Genomic DNA, 20,218 nt, shown 5'->3' with positions numbered 1-20,218 from the left:
GACGGCCCGTCGGGGGGTACGGGGCACGGCCGTTCCCCTGGGGCGTGTTGTGGGGGAGGTGATGCTCAGCGGGCGGCGTCGAGCTCGGCGAGGACTTCCTCGGTGTCCTGGCCCGCGACCGGCGCCAGGCGGCGGATCGTGCCGGGAGTGGCGGAGAAGCGCAGCGGGATGCCGATGGTGCGGACCGTGCCCTCGGTGGGGTGCTCGACGGCGTCGAGCAGGTGGCCGTCGCGGACGTAGGGGTCCTCGTGAGCGCGGTCCAGTTCCAGCACCGGGGCCATCGGGATGCTGTGCTTCGCGCACACCTCCGCCCACTCGGCGGTGGTCAGCGCCGGAGCGCACAGCTCGATCAACGCGGCCAGCTCCTCGTGATCGGCGCTGTCGAGGGCGTCTCCGTTGATACGCGGGTCCTCGGCCAGGTCCGGCCGTCCGGCGGCAGTGACGAAGTCGCGGTAGTTCTGCGGGTTGTACGGAATGACGCAGGCCAGTCCGTCCTTGGTGCGCACGGCCCGGTGTCCCTTGAGCATCGACAGAGGGAAGCCGGTGGGGCCGGTCTCGGGCACGTGGGTGTGTCCCGCCAGGTGCTCGACCAGGTTGAACGCGATCAGTGTGTCGGCCATCGGGATCTCGACGAGCTGGCCCTGGCCGGTCCGGTTCCGGTGCAGCAGGGCGGCCAGCACGCTGTAGGCGATGGTCAGGGAAGAGACCTTGTCCGCGAGGATGGTCGGCAGGTAGACGGGCTCGCCGAGCGCGCGGCCGGCGATGTCGACCAGTCCGGACGCGGCCTGCACGGTTTCGTCGTACGCGGCGTTGCCGGCCCGGTCCGAGTCGCTGCGGAAACCCTGGGCGTGCGCGTAGACCAGCCCGGGGTTGCGGGCGGCGATGTCGTCGTAGGACAGACCCAGGCGGTTCAGCGCACCGGGTCGCATATTGGTGATCAACACGTCCGCGGTGTCGATCAGCCGCAGCGCCTGCTCGCCCTCGGTGGCGTCCTTGAGGTTGAGGGACACACTGCGCTTATTGCGGTTGACGTTGAGGTTCAGCGGGGTCATGCCCGGTGTCGTGCGGTAGTGGCCCACACGTACGGCGTCGGCGGGCGACTCGATCTTGATCACGTCGGCACCCAGGTCGCCGAGGATCTGCGCGGCGTAGGGACCCATCACCACGGCCGAGAGGTCGATCACGCGCACGCCGTCCAACGGGCCGGCCACGGTGTCCGTGTTTTCCGTCATCATTTTTTCCTTCCACTCCTCACTTCGCCTCACGCATGTATCCGTGTATCTGAAAACTAAGTTATCGAGGAGGGGCGGAAAGTGGAATGATCAAATAACGAAAAGCGGCATGACCGCAGTGGTCATACCGCTTCCCGGGTGCGCTCTTCAATCAATCCCGGAGTGGTTCGGAGAAAATCGCGCGAGCAGCGGCGACGACTTCTGTCAGGTCGCCATGGCTCGCCCGGTCCTTGCGCCACAACAGTCCAGTTTCGAGCCGGGGTTGGAAATCCGAGAAAGGAAGGACCATTACATTGTCCAGGCGGTAATTCTGCATGGGGCTTCGCGGATCCAGCATGGAAATGGAGAATGCCAGACCACTGGCAACGATTTCGGAAATTCCGTCGAAAGTGGCGCTGCCCAGTTCGATCCGTTTCTTGATACCGAGCTCGGACAGCTGCTGGTCGAGTCCGCGGAAATACGCGTTGGTCACAGCCGAAGGAGATCCCGCGTAGGCGAGTTCGGACAGTTCCGCCAGGGCGACCGACTCCCGTCCCGAGAACCGGTCCCTGGGCACGACCGCGCCGAGCCGCTCCGACATCACCGGCAACTGCTCCAGCGCCGGATCGCCGCCGGCCGGAAGCCGGGCCAGGGTCAGCGCCAGTCTGCCGTCGCACACGGCGTCGACCAGACGCTCGGTGCCGCCCGGCCAGCGCTTGATCTCGAACCGGTCGCGGACCCGCTCGGCGAGATCATACAACCGTTCGCGCAGGTCCGGATGGATACCGCTGGGCACGCCCACCAGCAGGGTGGTCCGCCCCGGCCGGGTCGTCTCGTCCAGCCTCCACCGGATCGAGTCGACCTGCTCCAGGACGCCGCGCGCGATCGGCAGCAGCGCGATGCCCGCCTCGGTGAGCGTCACATGGTGGGTGTCACGATCGAACAGCCGGTGCCCGAGTTCGTTCTCAAGATCCTTGATCCGCCGACTCAGCGGGGACGCTGCCATGTGCAGTTTGCGAGCGGCGGTGGAGAAGTTCAGTTCTTGGGCGACGGCAACGAAGTAGCGCAGGTGCAGAAGCTCCACGCCTCTCACCCTAACCCGTAGGGGCGCGCACGCCCCGGGCCCGTACGGCTAGGCCGGGCGCGTACGATGCGGTCCGCCTGTCCCGTCCGCCGCCCGCGCGCCCTGCGCCTTGCTCCCGACAGCCCCAGCCGGCTCCTGCGGACCGCGCAGCCCGCCCGGTGCCGTCACTGCGGCAACCACCTCGACTGGTACAGCCGTACCGACGAGCACCCCATCGGCCTCCACCCCCACGAGGTTCCCGCCTCCGCCGTCCCCGCCCGCCACCGCTGGCACGTCAGCTCCGGCATCGCCCACCCCGCACACGACGGCACCCCTTGGTGCCGCATCCCCCACACCCCCTCTGCCCCACCCGCCCCACCGACGCGCCCCTCACCCCTCAGTTCGCCGAACTGCGCCGCCGCCTGGCCCTGCGCACCCGCCACCTCATCGACACCGGAGCCTTCACGCCGCCGGCCACCCCACCCACCGAACCGGCGCCGCCTGCCGCCCGGCACGGCCTGTGGTCACCTCCTCTACTGCCGCTACCTCGCCCCACACCCGCTCGAGGACATCCAGTGCGTCGCTCAGACCCGTCAACGCGACCGCTGTACCCGCCGCGTCCTGTCCCAGCAATCGCCTGCGGGGACCTGGACGCTCATGCCCGCGACGCCGGCACGCGGACAACTGGCGCTCCCCGCTTCCCAGATGGCCGTCTATAACCGCAACAACCACCTGCCCTACAGCGAACAGCTGCGCTGGCGCGCCCAGCGATGCCCCGCCCACGCCGCCTCCCCGCAGGCCCCTGACCTGGCGTTCGCCGAATGGGAGGTCTTCGACCCCCTCCTGCACCACGCCCACATCCACCCCCGCCTGCCTACGGTCAGTCGACGCCCCCGTTCTGCGGCCGACCGATAGCGCCATCTGCATCCCCTGCCTCACACCCACTGCCGACCCATGGACCTCACGTGCTCAAGCCCACCGACGAGCAAGCCGCAGCAGGCAGACCACTTTCACGCCGGAGATCACCTCGCCCTCCAGGCCGGCGCCGGAAAGGCCGCGAATGGCCCCGCGTCCGCATCGCCAACGACTTCACCCCACCCGAAGACAGCGAAGAGCGCGACGAGACCGGCCGCCCCGTCCCCGGCCCCATTGACGACGCCGAAGCCCGCCTGGCCTACGTCGCCATCACCCGCGCCCGCCAACACTTGGACCTGGGCGGCCTGTCCTGGATCAACGAGCACCCTGCCGGACGCCCGTCATGAGCATGCGCGCCAGCGCGCTGCTGCCCCGAGCAGTACCTCGCCCGAAGCAGCAAGTCCGCGAAGAGGTCCGCGAGCCACCTGCCCGGGCTTCGAACTCCGGGCGGTGATGGAGCCGTTGCTGCCCGCAAGGCAGAGCTGCGATTTCGGCCCCCGGATGTCAGCGGCATTTAGACCGGCAGATGTTCCAGGACATCTCGTGTGTGCGGCACGTCTGGAGGACGGAAAGTTCGGGCTCAGATCACTGGAGGCCCTGACACCTACCACCATTCGTCGCCGTCGTGAAGCTGAAGGAGCGCCTTGTCCGGTCGAGTGTCAGGCGGTCTGTGTCACGGCGGCGTGCAACTCTCGTACGCCGCTGGTGTGCGGGTACCGCTCGGCCAGCTCGTCGACGATGCCGCGGATCGCTGCCGGTCCCGGACCTCTCCAGGGCTGGCCCGGTCAGGTCCCCAATCGCCGTCGTCATACACGGACTCGTCCATTGCGATAGCCGCCCGTGGTTCGCTGACGGGCTCGGTCGCGTCGCTGGCTGGGTAGGCGTGCAGCTGCAGCGCGTCGGGCACGATCGGCACATCCACCTCTCTGATGCCAGCGAACGTGGCGCGCAGCGCCATGACCTGTCGGCGGTCGTTTGCACGCGGGTCTACACGAGCCTCCGCGACCCGGACCGGCCGTTTCTTTCCGTGCTGCAGCAACCTGACCACGTTTCGGGCCAGGGTCGCGCTTACGTCAAGCCACGACTGGATCGGGCAGTGCGTGTAGTGCCCGGAGTTCGGTATCCGGAGGGTTTGCTCGCGGCCTGCGCAGATCCAGTCCAGTTCCAGGTGCCAGTCGACCTCGTGATCGCGGACTTTCAGCTGATCCGGAACTGCTCGACTCGCGCGAGATGGGGCACGGCAGCCGGTTGCGCCCGTCCCGGTCGCTGCTACGACGGGCCACCACGGCCAACATGGTGTACGCCGACCGCGAGGATCTCGTCCATGCCGTCCGTAGCGGCATGCGCCGCATCCAACGCAGACCCCATCTCATCGACGGGTGCCTGACCGGCACTGGTCTCCCATCGCCCTCGACATAGCCCAGATCCGACAACCCTTCGAAAAGGTCAGTAGGTGATGAGGTTCGCGTGCCGCTACGTACGAGCCGCCTGCGAAGGGTAACGAGCTGCAGGGAGGGGGAAGGCACGTGAAACGGTGGGCAGATTCATCGCTGTTGATGTTGTCCCACCTGACTGGAGTTCCATGTATCGCGCGCTCCGCCTGGCAGTCCTCGTTTGCCCCGTCCTGCTGCTGTCCGTGGCCGCGTGTACGCCAAGCGGTTCCCACCATGACGCGAAGTCCTCTCCGAGTGCTGACGCCTCCGACGACAAGAACAGCGGGAAGGGTGTGCCGCTCGGCGAGGCGATTGGCCGGCTGAAGACAGCCCGCGAATCCCGTGCTGGGTACGATCGAGACAAGTTCCGCCTGTGGATCGATGCCGACAAGGACGGTTGCGACACCCGCAAGGAAGTCCTCATCTCCGAAGCTGTCGTCAAGCCCCGCTAGGGCTAGAACTGCAAGCTCACCGGAGGGAAATGGCACTCTGCCTACGACGGCAAGGCTTTCACCAACGCACGCCAGCTTGACATCGACCACGTCGTCCCCCTCGCCGAAGCCTGGGACTCCGGCGCCTCGAAGTGGACCGCCGAGCGCCGCGAGCGCTACGCCAACGACCTGGACGCGCCGCGCAGCCTCATCGCCGTCAGCCTGGGCTCCAACCGTTCCAAAGGCGACAAGGACCCCACCGAGTGGATGCCACCGGCCAAGGACGACACCTGCACCTACGCCACCGAATGGGTCGCTTCAAAGCTCCGCTGGAAGCTGACCGTCGACCGCGCCGAGCGCAAAGCTCTGCGCGCGGTCGACGCGGGCTGCAAGAACGCCACGGTGACGTTCCGGCCTGCACTGTAGCCTGATCAACCTCGCGATGATCGACCTCATAGCGGCGCTGTCAGCGGCCCCGCCAAGGCGACTCGAACTGGCCAACAAGGGCGAAACCACCCCGGACGGTGCCCTTTCCCCCCGTGGGGCAGCGGCCGGGGCCGATTGCTGTCCAAGGCCGTACGCTCCAGGCGCCTGGGCGGGGAGCGTACGGCCCCCGCCCAGGCACCCGGAACCGGTCACCGACCCCATTCGTAGTCGTCGTCCGAGCCCATCCTGGCTTCGTCGGTGTAACGCGAGAACGGTTGATGCCGAGTTCGGGCAACAGATGTTGATCAAGCGGGTCCAAGATGTTGTCGAGTCCGAGAACGCCTCGTCGGCGTGTCGGCCGAACCCGGTGCTTGCCCCGCGGTCGGTCTATGAGGCCAAGGCGGCGCGGTGACAGAAGCAGTGGCCTGAGCTGACCGTGCCGGACTGGCCATCCGCAGACATCACGGCGCCTTCAGACCTCGACCGCGTTCATGACCGGATCTCACCTCGCGTGCCGGGCCGATGAGGTCATCGGGGTAGCTTGCGAAGTCTCCCGGAGGCGCCGAGCGGAGGTCTTCGATGCCGTAGCGCATGACTTGGGAGTGCCAGGCGATCTGCCCACGGATATTGACGGCACAGGTGTCCGCGTATGCGGCCGCTGCCGCCCGCTCGCCAGCTGTCACGGCTAGGCGGTCAAGTTCCTGGTCGAGTTCGGCGCGGGCGGTGATGAACGTACGTGCCTGCCCGGCGACGAGGTCGGCGACAGCGTCCACGGCCTGCTGAACGGAGCATCCCTGCTCCCGAGCGATGATCAGGACCGAGTTGCACGGGTAGCCGACGAGGCTCTCACGCTTCAGCGAGTAGACATCGTTGACTAAGGCAATATGCAGCGCGGCGGCGTACCGGAGCTGACGCATGGGAGCGCACTCACGCACGCGGGCCGGCAAGAAGCAGGGCAGTTCCAGCTCGACCAGGTCAAACAGCCACGGCATCCCGACCGAGAACCGCCGCCACCGCAGGTACTCCTGGAGATACAGCGCGCTTCCCTTGCTCTTCAGCGCCGCCTCGGTCGCATAGGAGTCGAGAAACGCGCCGAAGTGGCGGATGAAGGCGTCCTGCCAGTGCTGCGGTGTGTCGGCAGAGGTCTCCTGCCACAGCGCCGACAACGCCCGGACCACGACAGAGCTGCCCTTTTCATCCTGGGCCACGCCGCCATCCAGCACACGGTGCAGTTCGGCAATCACGGCCGCGCACACCTCCGGCCGGTCGCCTTGATGGTCCTCATCGAGTTGGTCGTCGATCCGGAAGCACAACGCCAGCCAGCGGCAACCAAGGGTGAGCAGGGAGAGGCTGGCGCGTGGCCACACATGCGCCCCAGACAGGTCGGCACCCGTGGCGCGCAATCTGGCACGCGCTCGTTCGGTGGGTACCAAACCCATGAGTTCCGCCCACCCCCACATCCCCCGCGACGCCTCTGCCAGGTGAGGGCTGCACTCCAGCGGAAACGGCGCATGGAACTCCGGCATCCGGAACTCAACCATGCATCTCTCCATGATTCAGGGCGTCGCTAACGAGCGGCACCCCACGAGCTCCGTGTGGTGCGCAGCCATCGCTACACGCGCGAACGGGGCCGACGCTGACGAGGACGACGGCGGTCGCAACTCTCACAAGCATTCCTTTGCCAGCACAAGATCAAAAGTCGGCCGCAAGGCCCCTGGCGACGGCGGATGGCACGCTTGTCCGAGGGCAGGCAGGTTGTCGGTGACGGGATCCGTGCGGGTGGGAGCGGATGCGGCGAGCTTCGTCCTCCTGGTCCCTCCGGTCGATCGGCAGCACCTGGGCCCCCTCATCGTGCAGAGCACAACCAGGGTCCCGAAGCAAGAACCGGGGTGTTCTCGAAACTCAGCGACATCACTCTCTCGTGGAAGCAGGTGTTCTCACCACTGAGCAACAGGCGTTCTTGGTAGTCGCCTACAGAGCCATTCCATCTGGGGTAGGCCGCACCTGGAGAAGCTCTCCGACGACGTGAAGGAGCTCAAGGCCGGCGTTGCCGGGATGCAGACCGGCAACGACGTGATCAAGGTGCTGCTGCAGGATCGGGCGGCGTGACGGTCCGAGGCAAAGGTAGTGCCCCGGACCGTCACGGCCAGCGTAACCGTGCAGCTGAGCAGCCGGGGCGGACCAGGCGGTCCGCCCCGGCTGCTGCTTCCCACTCCCGTCGGCTGTGGACGTCAGAAGTGGCCAATAAGCCAGACAATCTCGACGGTGACGACTTGGTCGTGGACGCGGTAGCCAATGGAGACCCGAGCGTCTTCGAGGACCAGGCGGCGCAGCGCGGACCGGCCGCTGCCTTCGAGGCCCCCCGACCATGTCCGGCCGGGTGGACAGAAGGCCGCGCTCGGCCTGGAGGACGGCGCGGCGCTCACCGGGAACGGCCCGGTCACCGGGAGCGAAGAGACCAAGGCGCCCCGCCGCTGTACGTGGGTTACTGGCCATGGCCGGACGAACGCACGAACAGGGCCACCGCGCGCATGTTCCATTGCGTGATGCTGGGGGGCACGGATTGTCAGTGCCTGCGTGCATGCTGCCTCCAGCCACGGCATGCGCTGTGGCGTGCCCGTGAACGATTCGAGCGCCATGAGCTGCTCGGGGAAGGGAGGTTGGCGCCGATGCCGCAGCCAACCGAGGAACAGTCCGTTGTCATCGACGCGTTCGCCTCCGGCACCGACCTGGTTGTCCAGGCCGGTGCCGGAACAGGGAAGACGACCACGCTGGAGATGCTCGCCGCCGGTGATGCTCGCCGCGGGGTGTACATCTCCTTCAACAAGTCCGTCGCGGTGGAGGCCCAGCGCCGTTTCCCGCAGCACGTGAAGTGCTCCACTGCGCACGGTCTGGCCTTCCGGGCCGTGGCCATCCCGTACAAGCACCGCCTCAACGCGCCGCGGATGCCCGCCCACCGGGTCGCGTTCGGGCTGGGCATCCACACGCACGTCACCCTCGGCGGCAAGGTCCTCGAACCGCGCAACCTCGCCTACATCGTCCTGCAGACCGTCGAGCGGTTCTGCTACTCGGCGGCACGGGAACTGTCAGAGAAGCATGTCCCCGTACAGCGAGGAGCCGAAGAGCCTGAGCTGCACCAGCTGCTCGTCCAGGCGGTCTTGCCCTTCGCCCGCAAGGCGTGGGAGGACATCACCGACCCCGAGGGGCACCGCGTCAACTTCAAGCACGACCACTACTTGAAGATGTGGCAGCTGAAAGACCCACAGCTGAACTACGACTACATCCTGCTGGACGAGGCCCAGGACACCAACGGCGTCCTGGAGGCGGTGCTCGACAACCAGCGCGGCCGAGCCCAGATCGTCCTGGTCGGCGACTCCGCCCAGCAGATCTACGCCTGGCGCGGCGCCAAGGACATCATGACCGGCGCCCCCGGCACTCACCTGCACCTGTCCCAGTCCTTCCGCTTCGGCGCAGCCCTCGCCTACGAGGCCAACCGCTGGCTCGGCGCGATCCGCTCCACCCTGCGCCTGACCGGCCACCCTCCCCTGGCCACCGAGATCGGCCCGCTGGAGCAGCCCAACGCGGTGCTGTGCCGCTCCAACGCCGGCGCCCTGACCGAGGTCCTGTCCCACCTGCGGGCCGGCCGCCGCGTCGCGATGGCCGGCGGCGGCGACGGGCTGCGCAAGCTCGCCCTGGCCGCCCGCGATCTCAAGGCCGGCCGCGGCACCAGCCACCCCGAACTGCTGCTGTTCAAGACCTGGGACGAACTCCAGGACTACGCCAACAACGACCCCTCCGGCGCCGACCTGCTGCACTGGGTCGAACTCATCGACGACCTCGGCTACGAGGAGATCCTCGGCTCCCTCCAGCGCCTGACCGACGAGCACACCTCGGAGGTCACCATCTCCACCGCCCACAAGGCCAAAGGCCGCCAATGGCCCCGGGTACGCATCAGCGACGACTTCCCCGAACCCGACCCCACCGAAGACGGCAAGCCCGGCCGCATCTCCCGCTCCGAAGCCCGCCTGGCCTACGTCGCCGTCACCCGCGCCCAGCACCATCTCGACCGCGGCAGCCTGGCCTGGATCCTCGACCACCCCGCCGCCCAACCCGCTCGAACCACCCACGCGGCCCCACCCGGCCCCGTCCCCACCAGCCCGCCCCAGAAGGCCGGTTACAGGACCTGGGGCGACCTCGGCCCCCTCCCACCCACCGCGGGAGAGCCGGGATGCCGCTGACCGCCCTCCACGACAACCTCCGAGTCCTCGACGCCACCTGCGACGACCTCGACGCCGGCATCGACTGGGACACCATCTACCGAGCCCGCCCCCGCGCCCCACTGCGCTGCACCGCCTGCCACATCAGCGTCCACGCCAAGCTCTCCCCCCGCGGCCGCCGCTTCTTCGCCCACGACAGCGCCGCCCCACGCTGCCCCACCAACGGAGAAAGCCCCGAGCACCGCCGCCTCAAACGCGCCCTCGCCCTCGCCGCCCGCCAGGCCGGCTGGCGCGCCGACGTCCTCGCCACCACCCCCGGCGGCCGCCGCCTGGCCCTCGAAGCCCAGCTCTCCCCCATCACCTACACCGACATCACCGCACGCACCTACCGCTATGCCACCAGCAACGTCGAAGCCTGCTGGATCACCGACACCGATGCCCCCTGGCTCCTCACCGTCCCCTCCCTCCAGGTCACCACGGACGACGCCACGGGAGAACTCCACGTCACCGACGGCCACCGCGCCCTGTCCAGCAGACCCGTCACTGGCCTCCACGCCGTTGACTTTGACGGCGACCGCGCCGACCACGACGAGATCGGCCTGCGCTGGCAGCACTGGGAAGAAGCCCTCCCCGACATCCCCGTGCCCTGGACCGACCCGTGGCGCCTCCTGGCGGCCCACCGCCACGACCCGGACGACCCGGAGGACCCTGGTGCGCTGCCCCGCGCGAACACCCACCGTGCCCGTATCGGCTGGTGGCGGCCCAAGCGGCACCTGACCCTCACCCGGTTCCTCACCGCCCTGCGTCACGACCAGGTCCTGCTGCTGGAACTCGCCGCCCCCTTCCGCGACGTCTCCAGCCGCGTTCCGGACCCGCTGGTGTGGACCACGCCCGACTACCTGGAGGAGGCCGCCAAGCTCACCGCCTTCGCCTACGGCTGGCGGCTCTTCCACCGCAGCGAGAACAACCCGTGCTCCTGCGGAACCGGCGAGCCCTACGTGCTCAGCGCCGACACCGACGGCTGCTTCCTCTACCTGTGCTCCGCCTGCGACGCCGCCCTCATCGACCTGGCCGCCGACCTGGACAGCTGGGAGGCCCGCCGCGAGTACGTCGCGCTGATCTCCGACAACGCCCTCATGTACCTCACGCCCCGGCAACGAAAACGGCTTCTCCCGCAGCAGCCCCCGGCGGATGCCGAGGTCACGGTAGAGACAGGGCTGACCCCTCAGGAGATCGCCCGGCGCCTGACCGGATACGGAAAGTGAACACGGGACGCATGGCCCTGGAACGCGTCCAGGCGCCGGCGCCGCGTGGCCGCGCGCGTCTGGCTTCTCCTATCCCGCCCACCGGCTCCCTGGTGGGCGTTACCGTGAAGTCCATCAGCCGATCAGGAGTCGCATGATGAGCGAGCACACCGCCGACCAGCCAGCGACCCAGCCCGCGCCCTGGTCAACCCGCGCGGCGAGCCGTGACCAGCGTGCCTAGCTTCATCATGTCCGCGAAGTCAGGGTGCACGGGGTGGTCGTAGCGCGCCGAGACCTCGGCGGCCGACTCAACGGTCACGTCCCAGCCCACTGAGCGCAGCCAGTCGACGCAGTTGCGACGCGGTTCGGTACTGATCAGCTTGGTGAAGTCGAATTCAGGCAGGCCGGGGAAGGTCGGGGTCGGCTGGTTCCGCATGAAGTCCGCATTGTGGGTGGGCGCCCGATCGAGGGCGATCGAGCTGCCCGGCGCGGACAGCTGGTGCACCTCGTTGAAGAGGGCTTCCTCTGCCCTGGCGGGCAGGTAAAGCAGCAGGCCTTCGGCGAGCCACAGCGTGGGCCTGCCGGGGGCGAAGCCCGCCTCGGTGAGCGTGGCGACCCAGTCGTCGCGTAGGTCGGTCGCCACCGCGTGCCTGCGGCAAGCCGGGCGGGCGCCGATCTCGTCGAGCACCTGCTGCTTGAACTCCAGTACCTTCGGCTGGTCGACCTCGTACAGGTCGCAGCCCGACGGCCAGTCCAGCCGGAAGGCACGGGCGTCCAGTCCAGCGGCCAGGATCACCACCTGGGCTATGCCTACGGCGGCGAAATACTCGTCGAAGAACCGGGAGCGTACGCCCAAGTAGCCGGCCATGCGGTCCCAAACCTGCTCCGGCTCCCCCTCGGCTATCTCATCGATGCTGGTGGGCAGCGAGGTCACCGGCTTCACGGCGCGGACGAATGCGGCGGCGTAGGGGTCGTTGATCAAGCCGCCGCGCGCGGTCTCGATCGCACGCCCGGACGCGACGCCGAGCGCGGTCAGGCCGACGCTCGACACGATGTCCCACTGCTCATGTGTGCTGGTCATAGTGTGTCTCCGATCACTGTCAAAGTTCCGGTCCGGGTAGTTCCGCGGGTCGTCCCTTCTCCCTTTGCGGTGTCGGTGGTAGGGGCGGTGTCTGTGTCGACCCCGGGGACGCCGCGCCGGTAGAGCAGCACGGTGATCAGTGCGCCGGCTGCGGAGAAGCTGGCTACCCACCAGTATGCGGTGGAGTAGGACTCCAGCGCGGCCTGGGCCTGGACAAGCTTGCTGGTGGGGTTCTTGCCGCTCAGGTAGGACGTGGCGGCGCTGGCGGCGAGGGTGTTGAGCAGGGCGGTGCCGATGGAGCCGCCGATCTGCTGCATGGTGTTGACGGAGGCGGAGGCGACTCCGGCGTCCTCGGTGGCCACGCGGCTGGTGGCCAGGCTCATGGCTGGGGCGATGATCAGGCCGATGCCGAGGCCGGTGACCAGTAGCGGGGGCAGGACGTTGGCTGCGTATGTGCTGTCCAGGCCGAGGGTGGTCAGCCAGATCATCGCTGTGGGGCTGGGGACTGGTCCGCATCGGTGTCAACGGGCAGAGAGTGGGGGTCTTGGTGTGCGGCGTTCCCGCAAGGGGCGTCGCGGCCATGGCCGCCGCGTACATCGACCACGCCGATGCCACGTACCGGGCGTAGACCGCCTTCGGCCTACGCCCGGCCCAGGTCATGCCCAGTCGAGTCCGAGGTCGGCCAGCTGTTGGAGTTTGTCGGCGGTGAGCTTGCCGCGTGTCCGGGAGCAGTTTTTGTGATCAGGGCCTGGTGTTGTGACCTGGGTTGATCAGTTCTCTGTATGAGAGGGGTTTGTTGGGGGAGTTGTGATCTCTGGGGGTTGGGGTGCTGTGCCGGGGGCGTTGACCTGGCGGTTTGTCATGTTGAGGGACGCATGATCAGTTCTTGTCACTTGTAGTGAGCGCTGATCATCTTCACTGATTGTTGGTCTGTGGCAAGCGCCCTCGAACGCCACCTCCGCAGCCGCCTCCCGCCACCGCGCACGCGCTTCACCCCTCAGCGGACCAAGGAACCGCACGTCAACGAGAGCAACATCGCCTTCTCCGACATCCCCATGCCCCGCCGCACCTATCGCTTGCACGCAGCCTCAACTGCTCATCAGCCGATCAGGTAATGGCCCGAACGTCCCCCAGGGCCTTCACACCCAGTCGAGTCCGAGGTCGGCGAGTGCGGCGAGCTGGGTGTCGTCCAGGCGGTCGCGTCGTGCCACGAGTACTGGGCTTCGTGCCCGGGGCGCTGGTGCGCGGCACGGGGGACTTAATGAGAGGCGGCAGTGTGAGCCAGGGGCTGCTCCAGCAGGTCGACAGCACCTACGACGTCTCAGGGGAGAGCACCCGGTCGTACCGCACCGAACAGATCGTGTCCTCTTGCTGCAGCGGCCTGGAGATCGTCAGCCTGCATCGGCGCGATGTCGACCGTGCGCTCCGCGGGGTGCGGCCTTACCTTGTCGACCAGGCCCGGCGCTTTACCGAGTCTCGTTTCCTGTAGCTGCAGTTCTGACCGTGTACCTGAACGCCGGCTACGACTCGGGCAACATCCGCACCACTCTCGACCATGCGGCCCGCCCGGAGGCCGGATTGCACACCAAGGCGAGAAAGTCCCTCTCCAGGCCACCCATCGCTGGCACCCACGCCCGTCAGAACGCCCTCTACCGGCACGCACGCTGCTTACGAACACCGCACCAGCATCATCAACGCCTTCTTCGGCCTCGCGGATGCCGTCATCACCGTACGCAGCCTGTTCCGACGCGCCTGGACCGCCCACCGCTGGGAAGACCGCCCCACCCGCGACCCTGACCCCGTACCTGTCCGAGCGAGCACTAAACCACCTGAGATGTCTCTCCTGCGGGCCGTGACCCGTGGATGTACTGGTCGGCCCAGGCGCTGATGATGTGGGCGGCTCGCTGTGCTTGTCCTCGGACGGTCAGGAGATGGTCTGCTCCTTCGAGTGAGACGAAGCTTCGCGGGTGTCGTGCCTCGCGGAAGATCTCTCCGGCGTTGTCGATGTCGACGGTGTTGTCGGTCGGCGAATGCAGGACGAGTAGCGGCAGGTCCAACTCGCCGATCCGATCCCGCAGGTGAGCACGGCGGACGTCTTCGACGAAGGCGCGCTTGAGGACCAGGGTCCTCCCGCCGACGAACCACTCGTGCGACCCTTCACTGAGCACGCGATCCACGATCGCGTCGTACTGTCGCTCGACGTGGCTGGGATCGACCGGCGCTCCGATCGTGGCGACCGCGCGGACGCCGGTTGCCTCAGCCGCCGCGGCGAGGACGGCGGCGCCTCCCCATGAGTGCCCCACCAGCAGGTCTGCCGGAGTCCCTCGCTCCGCCATCATGGCTGCGGCACGGATCGTGTCCTGGACCTTGACGGTGAAGGAACCGTCCCCCCAGTCGCCGTCGGAGTCCCCGATTCCGAGGTTGTCGAAGCGCAGCATTCCGATCCCCTCGCGTGCCAACTGCTTGCTGACACGCGACGCGGCCGGCGAGCCCTTGCCGAGCGTGAATCCGTGCACGAAGATCCCCCAGCCGCGGATCTCGCCGTCCGGCAGGTCGATCGCTCCGGCCAGTTCGGGGCCGACGACGCTCGAAAATCTCACTTTTTCGCTCATGTTGTGATCACCTAGGCAGGGACTGTTCGTGGAGCAGGGAAGACAAGGGTGCCACCAGCCGGCGCCACGCGCGCGCTCCGGGCAGGGGAGCAGCGAGCGCGGTGCCTGCCGTGATCGGCGCGTCAGGCGGGCGGCTTCTGGTCGGAGGACTGCTCAGTGGTGAGCAGTGCGGTGATCTCCTCGGCGAGGTGCGGGCCGAGTTCGCCCCAGCCGTCCTTGTAGCCGTAGACGCCGGCCAGGGTGCGGGCCTCGTAGTCGCCGTTCATGATCTCGATGTCCGTGGCCGTGATGAGCGCCAGGTGGGCGACACCGACGGCCGCGTCGTGCCTTCTGGTTGCTTAGCCACACTGATGGTCTGCGTGGGACTGGCAGTCATTGATCGTCTCGCGATGTCAGTGGAAAGACCGGCCTGAGCAGGCATGGTGACTGACGTTCTCTGCCAACCTTTTGTGTCACCGGTGACGAAAGCCCGGGTCAACATTGCGCAGACCGGTAGGCGGAACAGACCGACCCACGCCGCTACCTCCACATCCCCCGCAACTTCTCAGGGGGTATGGCGGCAGCGGGAGGACGCGCTGGAGATGGCCGGCAGGCAGCGGCGGGCAGCTCCCGTAGCGGCCTGTGGGTAGACACACCTGGGCCTTCAGTTCCTCCTTCGCCTCCTGGCGCTCTTTCACCCACGCGTCGTACTGCCCGATGTTCAGCCGATCTCCTCCTCGGGGTCATGGGTGGGGTGGGCAGGGGCCCTGAGTTGATGGTCCGCGATGGCGTCCGCGATCTCGTCCTTGCGCCATTTCCGCGGGGAGTCGTGGCGCAGACCGGCCTCGTCGGCCATGCGCAGCAGTTCCTCCTTGGAATGACGGCGCAGTGCGCGCACCAGCTCGCTGGCTCGCTGTACTCGCGTGGCGCGCGCGATGCGGGCCTCAAGTTCTTCCTCGGACAGGACAGGTCCCTCAGAGGTAGGGGAGGGGAACTGGATGGGCCAGAGGCCCTTCCAGCGCACGGGCGGTTCGTCGGGCTGCTCGGGCACGTCCTCATCCTGACGGGCGGCGAGCGGGGCACCTTCAGACATTCCCGGTGCCGCGCCCGCCCAGTCGAGTCCGAGTTCGGCCAGCTGCTGGTGTCCAGGAGCGGTTTTTCTGATCAGTGGTTGGTGAGCTGGCTTGGGGTTGTCAGTTTGGTGCGCTGGTGTGGTCGGGTGGTGCGGGCGCTTCGGAGGTGGGTGCGATTGTGGGAGCGGATCTTGATGGTGGGGGCTGACCTGCGGGTTTGTCAGGTAGCAGGCCGGGTGATCAGGTCGTGTCACTTGTGGTTGGTCAGGGATCAGGTCCAGTGATCGCTGGTAGGTAGTGGTGTCCCTCCTGGGTCTGCTGCACGGCAAGCAGAACAGCAGCCTGTGTAACGCCGCCCTGCGCGACTACATCGTTATCCGGGGGCTTGCGGCCCAGCCTTCAGCCCCCGGCGGGCCATCGCGGCCTTGTCGAAACCGCCCTGCGGGCCGCCGCCGTTGGGCAGCTGCCCCTAGCCCCGGCAGCCGCGTGCTGAGCCGAAGGAGGCACGTCCCGCAAGATCGTCCTGCGGGCGGCGCGCCCCGCCAGAGCCCCGGCCGTCCTCGTCTATGCGGATGCCGGTGATTGGTTGGCGCTGTCTGGGTCTGCGGGTGGTAGTTCTCCTGGTGGTGGGTCGGGGGGTGGTTGGGGGGTGGGAGCTGTGGCCTGCCGGTAGCTGATGATGGCTTGGATTCTTTTTTCGGGGTCTGTTATCTGGTCCAGTGTGGCTGCGAATTTCTCGTCGACGAGTGTTCCTTTTCGTTGTCTGGCGTGTTCGAGGATCAGGCTGGTGAGGGGGACGGCGAGGTATGCCGCGATGACGATCGCTCCGACGGCCCACCAGGGTGCACCGCCCAGGGCGCCGGCGAGGACCGCGGGGAGTCCGGCCAGGAGGCCGGTGAGGGGGGCGAGGGACGACGAGTTCATCGCGTGGATGCCCTTCCAGCACGTGACGGCTGGGCCGCCTCATGCCTGAACGAGCCGTGCGGGGACGGCTGGGACGGGGAGAGGCGGCACGGGTGTGCCGTGGTGTGAGGGCATGCCGAGGACCGGCGCCGCTGTGGGGCGGGCCGGTAGTGTTTTAGGGCAGGCCTGTCAGCCCCTCGGGAGACCGGTTCGCTGGCCTCGTGGGGTGGTTTAGAGGGGTTGTTCGGCGGTTTTAGCGGGGGAGGATTTCTTCGGCTTTTTGGGCAGGGTGGGCTACATGCAGTAGCCCACAAAAAGAAGGCTGATAAAGCCCTTAAGCCGGTTCATTTAACCTTTTCCGCGCCGCCTTTCTTCTACTCGCTGGCTGCGTGCATCCTCCTGCGGGCACGCCAGATCTGCTCACCAGTATCGCTCATCGCGGCGCCCTCGGGGGCCTGTTCGGCCAGATCCGTTCCGAAGTTCTCGCCGGTCGCGGCTGGTTGAGGGAGTCGGTCGATGGGGGACGGGTGGCGCCAGTGTCGGCCATAGGGGACGTTCAGATGCTGACGAGGCCGGCTGTGGTGAGGAGGTGTTGTTGGTGGGGGTGGAGGAGTAGCCATCCGCGGCGTTGGTTTTGGAGCCAGTTGCGGGCTGCCGGGTGGTGGGGGTGGGTGTGTGCGTGGTGGTAGGCGCGTTGCCACAGGATGGGCCAGGGCGGGTTCCACCAGGGGGCGATCGCGGCGAGGGCCTGCTGCGTGGGGGTAGGGGTGGTCCTGGCTTTGGCGAGTTCGCGTTGTCGGTTGAGCCATTCGCCGAGGGGGAAGCCGTCGTGGACGGTCTTGATCGGCGGGCAGAGGTGGCCGTGTTCGTCAGCCCAGCTACGGGCGTGGGTGAGGGCTTCGGCGTGGGGCCGGGGGCGGGGGCTGGGCGGCCACTGTTCGGCTGTCTGAGCGGTGATGCCGACCGTGTTCAGCAGGCACTGCTGGCCGGGGTGGAGTTGGTGGTATTGCAGGCAGGCCCGGGTGATCCAGCTGCCCAGGACGGTGCTCGGTGCAGGGATGCGGGCGACGGGATCGAACGGGTTGCCCGCAGCGATGTGGTCGAGGGCGCGGTAGTAGTTGCGCTGCCAGTGCAGGTCCCACGGTGGGTTCCACCAGGGGTCGATCGCGGCGATTTCGGTCAGGTGGGGTGAGGGCGGCATACCGGCTCGGGCACGTTGTTTGGCGCGGTTGCGCTGGCTGAACAGCCACATGCCCAGGGGGTAGCCGTCGTGCCGGGTGTCACGTGGGACGGCGAGGTGGCCGTGTTCAGCGTGCCAGGCTTGGGCGTGTGCCAGGGCCGTCTCGAAGCCCGGCCTCAGATCGGGGCGGTGTCCAAGGCGGCTGCGGGGCTCGTGGGGACGCTTCGGCTCGGCGGCACGCCGTCTGCGACGCGGACCGGTGGGAGTTGCAGGATCTGCAGCCCTTATGGCTTGGCTGGTCTTGCCTTTTGCCCCCGGAGCTGGGGCGGCAGCCGGTGCTTTCGGAGCCGTACGTGCATGTTCCAGGGCCGTGCGGGCCGCCTCGGCGGTGATGCCGATCTCGGCGAGGAGTTGCTGCTGCTCCGGGCTGAGCTCGTCGTACCTGGCGCACTGGCGCCACACCCAGTCGGCGGCCCCAGAATCGTTGAGGCAATCAAAGCCGTTCTCGGCCTGGAGGAGGAGGCGGCCGTCGGCGGCGTCTCGGGCGCGGTAGTAGTTGCGTTGCCATTTCAGGTTCCAGGGCGGGCACCACCAGGGGTCGATGGCGTTGAGGGCCTGGACGCGGCCGGCGGGCAGGGGGCGGTGGCCGGCGCGCTGGTAGTTGCGCTGGTTGGCGAGCCACTGTCCCAGGCGGAAGCCCTCGTGGACGGTTGCGGAGGTTACGGACGCCAGGCTGCCGTGTTTGGTGGCGTAGAAGCGGGCGTGGGCGAGGGCTTCTTCGGCGCCGGCCTTGAGGTTGCGCCGTCTGGGCCGGGCGGCGGCTGCCGCCGCGGCGTCGATGCCGATCTGGGTGAGGAGGCGTTGTTGTTCGGGGTGAAGGGCGGGGTAGCGGGTGCACTGCAGGTACAGCCATTCGCCCAGGCTGTAGCTGGTGGTGGGAAAGCCGCTGGCCGGCTTGAGCGGGCCGTGAGCTTCTGCGCGATCGCGGGCCTGGTGCCAGGTGCGCTGCCACAGGGTGCTCCATGGCGCGTTCCACCACGGGGACAGCGCGTGGAGGGCGGCGGCTTGGTGGGCGGGCAGGCAGGTGCGGCGGGTGCGCAGATTGGACAGCCACGTGCCCAGCGGGTAATCCCCCAAAGCGTCTTCCTTGGGGACGGCCAGATGCCCGTGCCGCTGGTGGTAGGCACGGGCGTGCGCAAAGCCTCTCTCGAAGGCGCGTTCGGCTTGGAGGCTGTGGCCGCGCAGCCGTTTGACCGGCCGCGGTTCCGACTGGCCATCGTCGATGCGTGGTTCCGGCTGGCCGCTGGCGGTGCGTGATTCCGGTGGGGGCAGGAGGTCGCTGAGGGGGCGGGGCCGGTGTGGTGAGTGGACCTTCCACAGTGTTTGCTGCGCCGCGGGTGCCGAGTTGGCGCGGGTGCGTATGCAGGAGTGGGCCCAGGTGAACAGCGGTCCGTGGGTGACGGCGGCGAGGTGGCGGGCGAGCCACGGCCGCCCGAGCTGGTCGGCGATTTCGGTCAGCAACTGGGGCAGCTCGCCCAGTGTGTAGGGGAGATGGCCGCCCGATTCAGTAACGGTGCGTTGCTGCAGGGGGTGGCAGGCCAGCAGGCGTGCGAGGGCGACGGTTTCGGGATAGGTGATCAGGTCGCGGGCGGCCACCTTCCACCAGCCGGGATCGGCATCATCCGGACGCGTGGCCTTGAGGCGGGCAGGCCACAGGCGTTCCTCGTCCGGCCAGGGCTGGTCCCACCAGAAGCTGGTGACGGCGCGGGCGACCTCGAAAGCCTGCGCCCCAGTGGGGGAGCGGCGCAGCAGCCGGACATGCCGCCGCTGGGCTCTGACTACTTCCGGGCACTGGTCGAGGGGCACGGGCAGGCCGCTGGTGTGGGGCACGTACAGGAGCCAGTACCGGTGGCGTGCGCAGACCCGCTCCTCGGGGGCTAGGTACCGGCGTGCGGGCAGGCCACGTCCGGTGCGGGCGGCGGTGCAGGCGGGGCAGGCCGGCCCCCAGGCCGCGACGGCCTCCTCACCGCGCGTCAGCCGCCCGATAGGGCCGGCCCCGTACTTGCCGCACGGCTCTTCCCGTGTCCATGCGGGCAGGGCACGCTCGAGCACGTGCGGCGCAACACGGCAGAGCACGCAAACGCGGGCGCGGGCCTGGGCGTTGAGGTGGATCTCGCTGTCCGGGTACAGCATGCCGGTGAGGTTCTGCAGGCCGCCGACGTCGGTGACAGCGGCGAGCAGGTCGCGGATGGTGAGGTGGTAGCGGGCGGCGAGCCTGGTCAGGAACGACAGCGTCAGCTCTCCCTGCAGCGGAGCCACCCGTCCTGCCGCGCCGAAGCCGATGGCGGGCACGACCCCGCCGGACGCTGCCGGCTTGCGTCCCGCACGCCCGCTCCCCGGCGTGCAGCTGGGCGCGGTCGTGCTGCGCTGGTGTGCCACGCCGGATGCCC

General features: G+C 68.2%; 13 protein-coding genes and 6 pseudogenes. 9 read left to right on the top strand and 10 right to left on the bottom strand.

What is annotated here, in order from left to right; translation table 11 throughout:
• Positions 1 to 65: 65 nt before the first annotated feature.
• Together K9S39_RS00215 and K9S39_RS00210 are read right to left on the bottom strand one after the other, a co-directional pair.
• A complete protein-coding gene (locus tag K9S39_RS00215; RefSeq protein ID WP_248861277.1) occupies positions 66 to 1,232 on the bottom strand; it encodes a CaiB/BaiF CoA transferase family protein in 1,167 nt (388 codons plus the stop codon).
• A gap of 151 nt (positions 1,233 to 1,383) precedes the next feature.
• On the bottom strand, positions 1,384 to 2,295 hold the full coding sequence (locus K9S39_RS00210) for a LysR family transcriptional regulator (RefSeq protein ID WP_248861276.1): 912 nt from the start codon (positions 2,293 to 2,295) through the stop codon (positions 1,384 to 1,386).
• A 66-nt stretch (positions 2,296 to 2,361) separates the two neighbouring features.
• Here K9S39_RS00210 and K9S39_RS42590 point away from each other — a divergent pair.
• From K9S39_RS42590 to K9S39_RS00185, 5 genes and pseudogenes are all read left to right on the top strand, one after another.
• Positions 2,362 to 2,649, top strand: a pseudogene (locus tag K9S39_RS42590) (DUF6083 domain-containing protein); the annotation flags it as partial.
• Positions 2,650 to 2,931: 282 nt separating this feature from the next.
• A complete protein-coding gene (locus tag K9S39_RS00200; protein ID WP_248869213.1) occupies positions 2,932 to 3,189 on the top strand; it encodes a hypothetical protein in 258 nt (85 codons plus the stop codon).
• Positions 3,190 to 3,317: 128 nt separating this feature from the next.
• Positions 3,318 to 3,536, top strand: a pseudogene (locus K9S39_RS00195) (DNA helicase); the annotation flags it as partial.
• A 1,235-nt stretch (positions 3,537 to 4,771) separates the two neighbouring features.
• Positions 4,772 to 5,074: a hypothetical protein gene (locus tag K9S39_RS00190; RefSeq protein WP_248861275.1), complete on the top strand. Its 303-nt coding sequence runs from the start codon at positions 4,772 to 4,774 to the stop codon at positions 5,072 to 5,074.
• A 39-nt stretch (positions 5,075 to 5,113) separates the two neighbouring features.
• Positions 5,114 to 5,479 (top strand): annotated as a pseudogene (locus K9S39_RS00185) (HNH endonuclease family protein); the annotation flags it as partial.
• Positions 5,480 to 5,940: 461 nt separating this feature from the next.
• Here the strand turns inward: K9S39_RS00185 and K9S39_RS00180 are convergent.
• A complete protein-coding gene (locus tag K9S39_RS00180; RefSeq protein WP_248861274.1) occupies positions 5,941 to 7,020 on the bottom strand; it encodes a terpene synthase family protein in 1,080 nt (359 codons plus the stop codon).
• Between the two features lie 1,128 nt (positions 7,021 to 8,148).
• Between K9S39_RS00180 and K9S39_RS00175 the strand changes: the two genes are divergently transcribed.
• A complete protein-coding gene (locus tag K9S39_RS00175; protein WP_248861273.1) occupies positions 8,149 to 9,717 on the top strand; it encodes a UvrD-helicase domain-containing protein in 1,569 nt (522 codons plus the stop codon).
• Positions 9,708 to 10,961 (top strand): competence protein CoiA family protein, encoded by a 1,254-nt coding sequence (locus K9S39_RS41855; RefSeq protein WP_283112057.1) that lies wholly within the window; start codon positions 9,708 to 9,710, stop codon positions 10,959 to 10,961. The genes K9S39_RS00175 and K9S39_RS41855 overlap by 10 nt, the downstream gene beginning before the upstream one ends.
• Positions 10,962 to 11,145: 184 nt before the next feature.
• Here the strand turns inward: K9S39_RS41855 and K9S39_RS00160 are convergent, their stop codons facing one another.
• Positions 11,146 to 12,021 (bottom strand): SAM-dependent methyltransferase, encoded by an 876-nt coding sequence (locus tag K9S39_RS00160; RefSeq protein WP_248861271.1) that lies wholly within the window; start codon positions 12,019 to 12,021, stop codon positions 11,146 to 11,148.
• Positions 12,022 to 12,101: 80 nt separating this feature from the next.
• Positions 12,102 to 12,509 (bottom strand): annotated as a pseudogene (locus tag K9S39_RS00155) (MFS transporter); the annotation flags it as partial.
• Between the two features lie 788 nt (positions 12,510 to 13,297).
• Here K9S39_RS00155 and K9S39_RS00150 point away from each other — a divergent pair.
• On the top strand, positions 13,298 to 13,510 hold the full coding sequence (locus K9S39_RS00150; protein ID WP_248869212.1) for a hypothetical protein: 213 nt from the start codon (positions 13,298 to 13,300) through the stop codon (positions 13,508 to 13,510).
• A gap of 11 nt (positions 13,511 to 13,521) precedes the next feature.
• Positions 13,522 to 13,816: pseudogene (locus K9S39_RS00145) on the top strand (IS5/IS1182 family transposase); the annotation flags it as partial.
• A 25-nt stretch (positions 13,817 to 13,841) separates the two neighbouring features.
• Here K9S39_RS00145 and K9S39_RS00140 read toward each other — a convergent pair.
• The 5 genes and pseudogenes from K9S39_RS00140 to K9S39_RS00120 form a co-directional block, all read right to left on the bottom strand.
• A complete protein-coding gene (locus K9S39_RS00140) occupies positions 13,842 to 14,633 on the bottom strand; it encodes an alpha/beta hydrolase family protein (RefSeq protein ID WP_248861270.1) in 792 nt (263 codons plus the stop codon).
• A 122-nt stretch (positions 14,634 to 14,755) separates the two neighbouring features.
• A pseudogene (locus tag K9S39_RS00135) lies at positions 14,756 to 14,953 on the bottom strand (FMN-binding glutamate synthase family protein); the annotation flags it as partial.
• Positions 14,954 to 15,333: 380 nt separating this feature from the next.
• Complete coding sequence (locus K9S39_RS00130) at positions 15,334 to 15,663, bottom strand: hypothetical protein (protein ID WP_248861269.1); 330 nt, start codon at positions 15,661 to 15,663, stop codon at positions 15,334 to 15,336.
• A gap of 586 nt (positions 15,664 to 16,249) precedes the next feature.
• Positions 16,250 to 16,609, bottom strand: a complete 360-nt coding sequence (locus K9S39_RS00125) for a hypothetical protein (protein ID WP_248861268.1) — start codon at positions 16,607 to 16,609, stop codon at positions 16,250 to 16,252.
• 535 nt (positions 16,610 to 17,144) lie between these two features.
• Positions 17,145 to 20,207 (bottom strand): Helicase associated domain protein, encoded by a 3,063-nt coding sequence (locus K9S39_RS00120; protein WP_248861267.1) that lies wholly within the window; start codon positions 20,205 to 20,207, stop codon positions 17,145 to 17,147.
• Positions 20,208 to 20,218: the final 11 nt, after the last annotated feature.

The organism is Streptomyces halobius (assembly GCF_023277745.1).
In the GTDB taxonomy this organism is placed as follows: Bacteria; Actinomycetota; Actinomycetes; order Streptomycetales; family Streptomycetaceae; genus Streptomyces; species Streptomyces halobius.
This window is presented reverse-complemented; position numbering and strand designations above follow the sequence as displayed.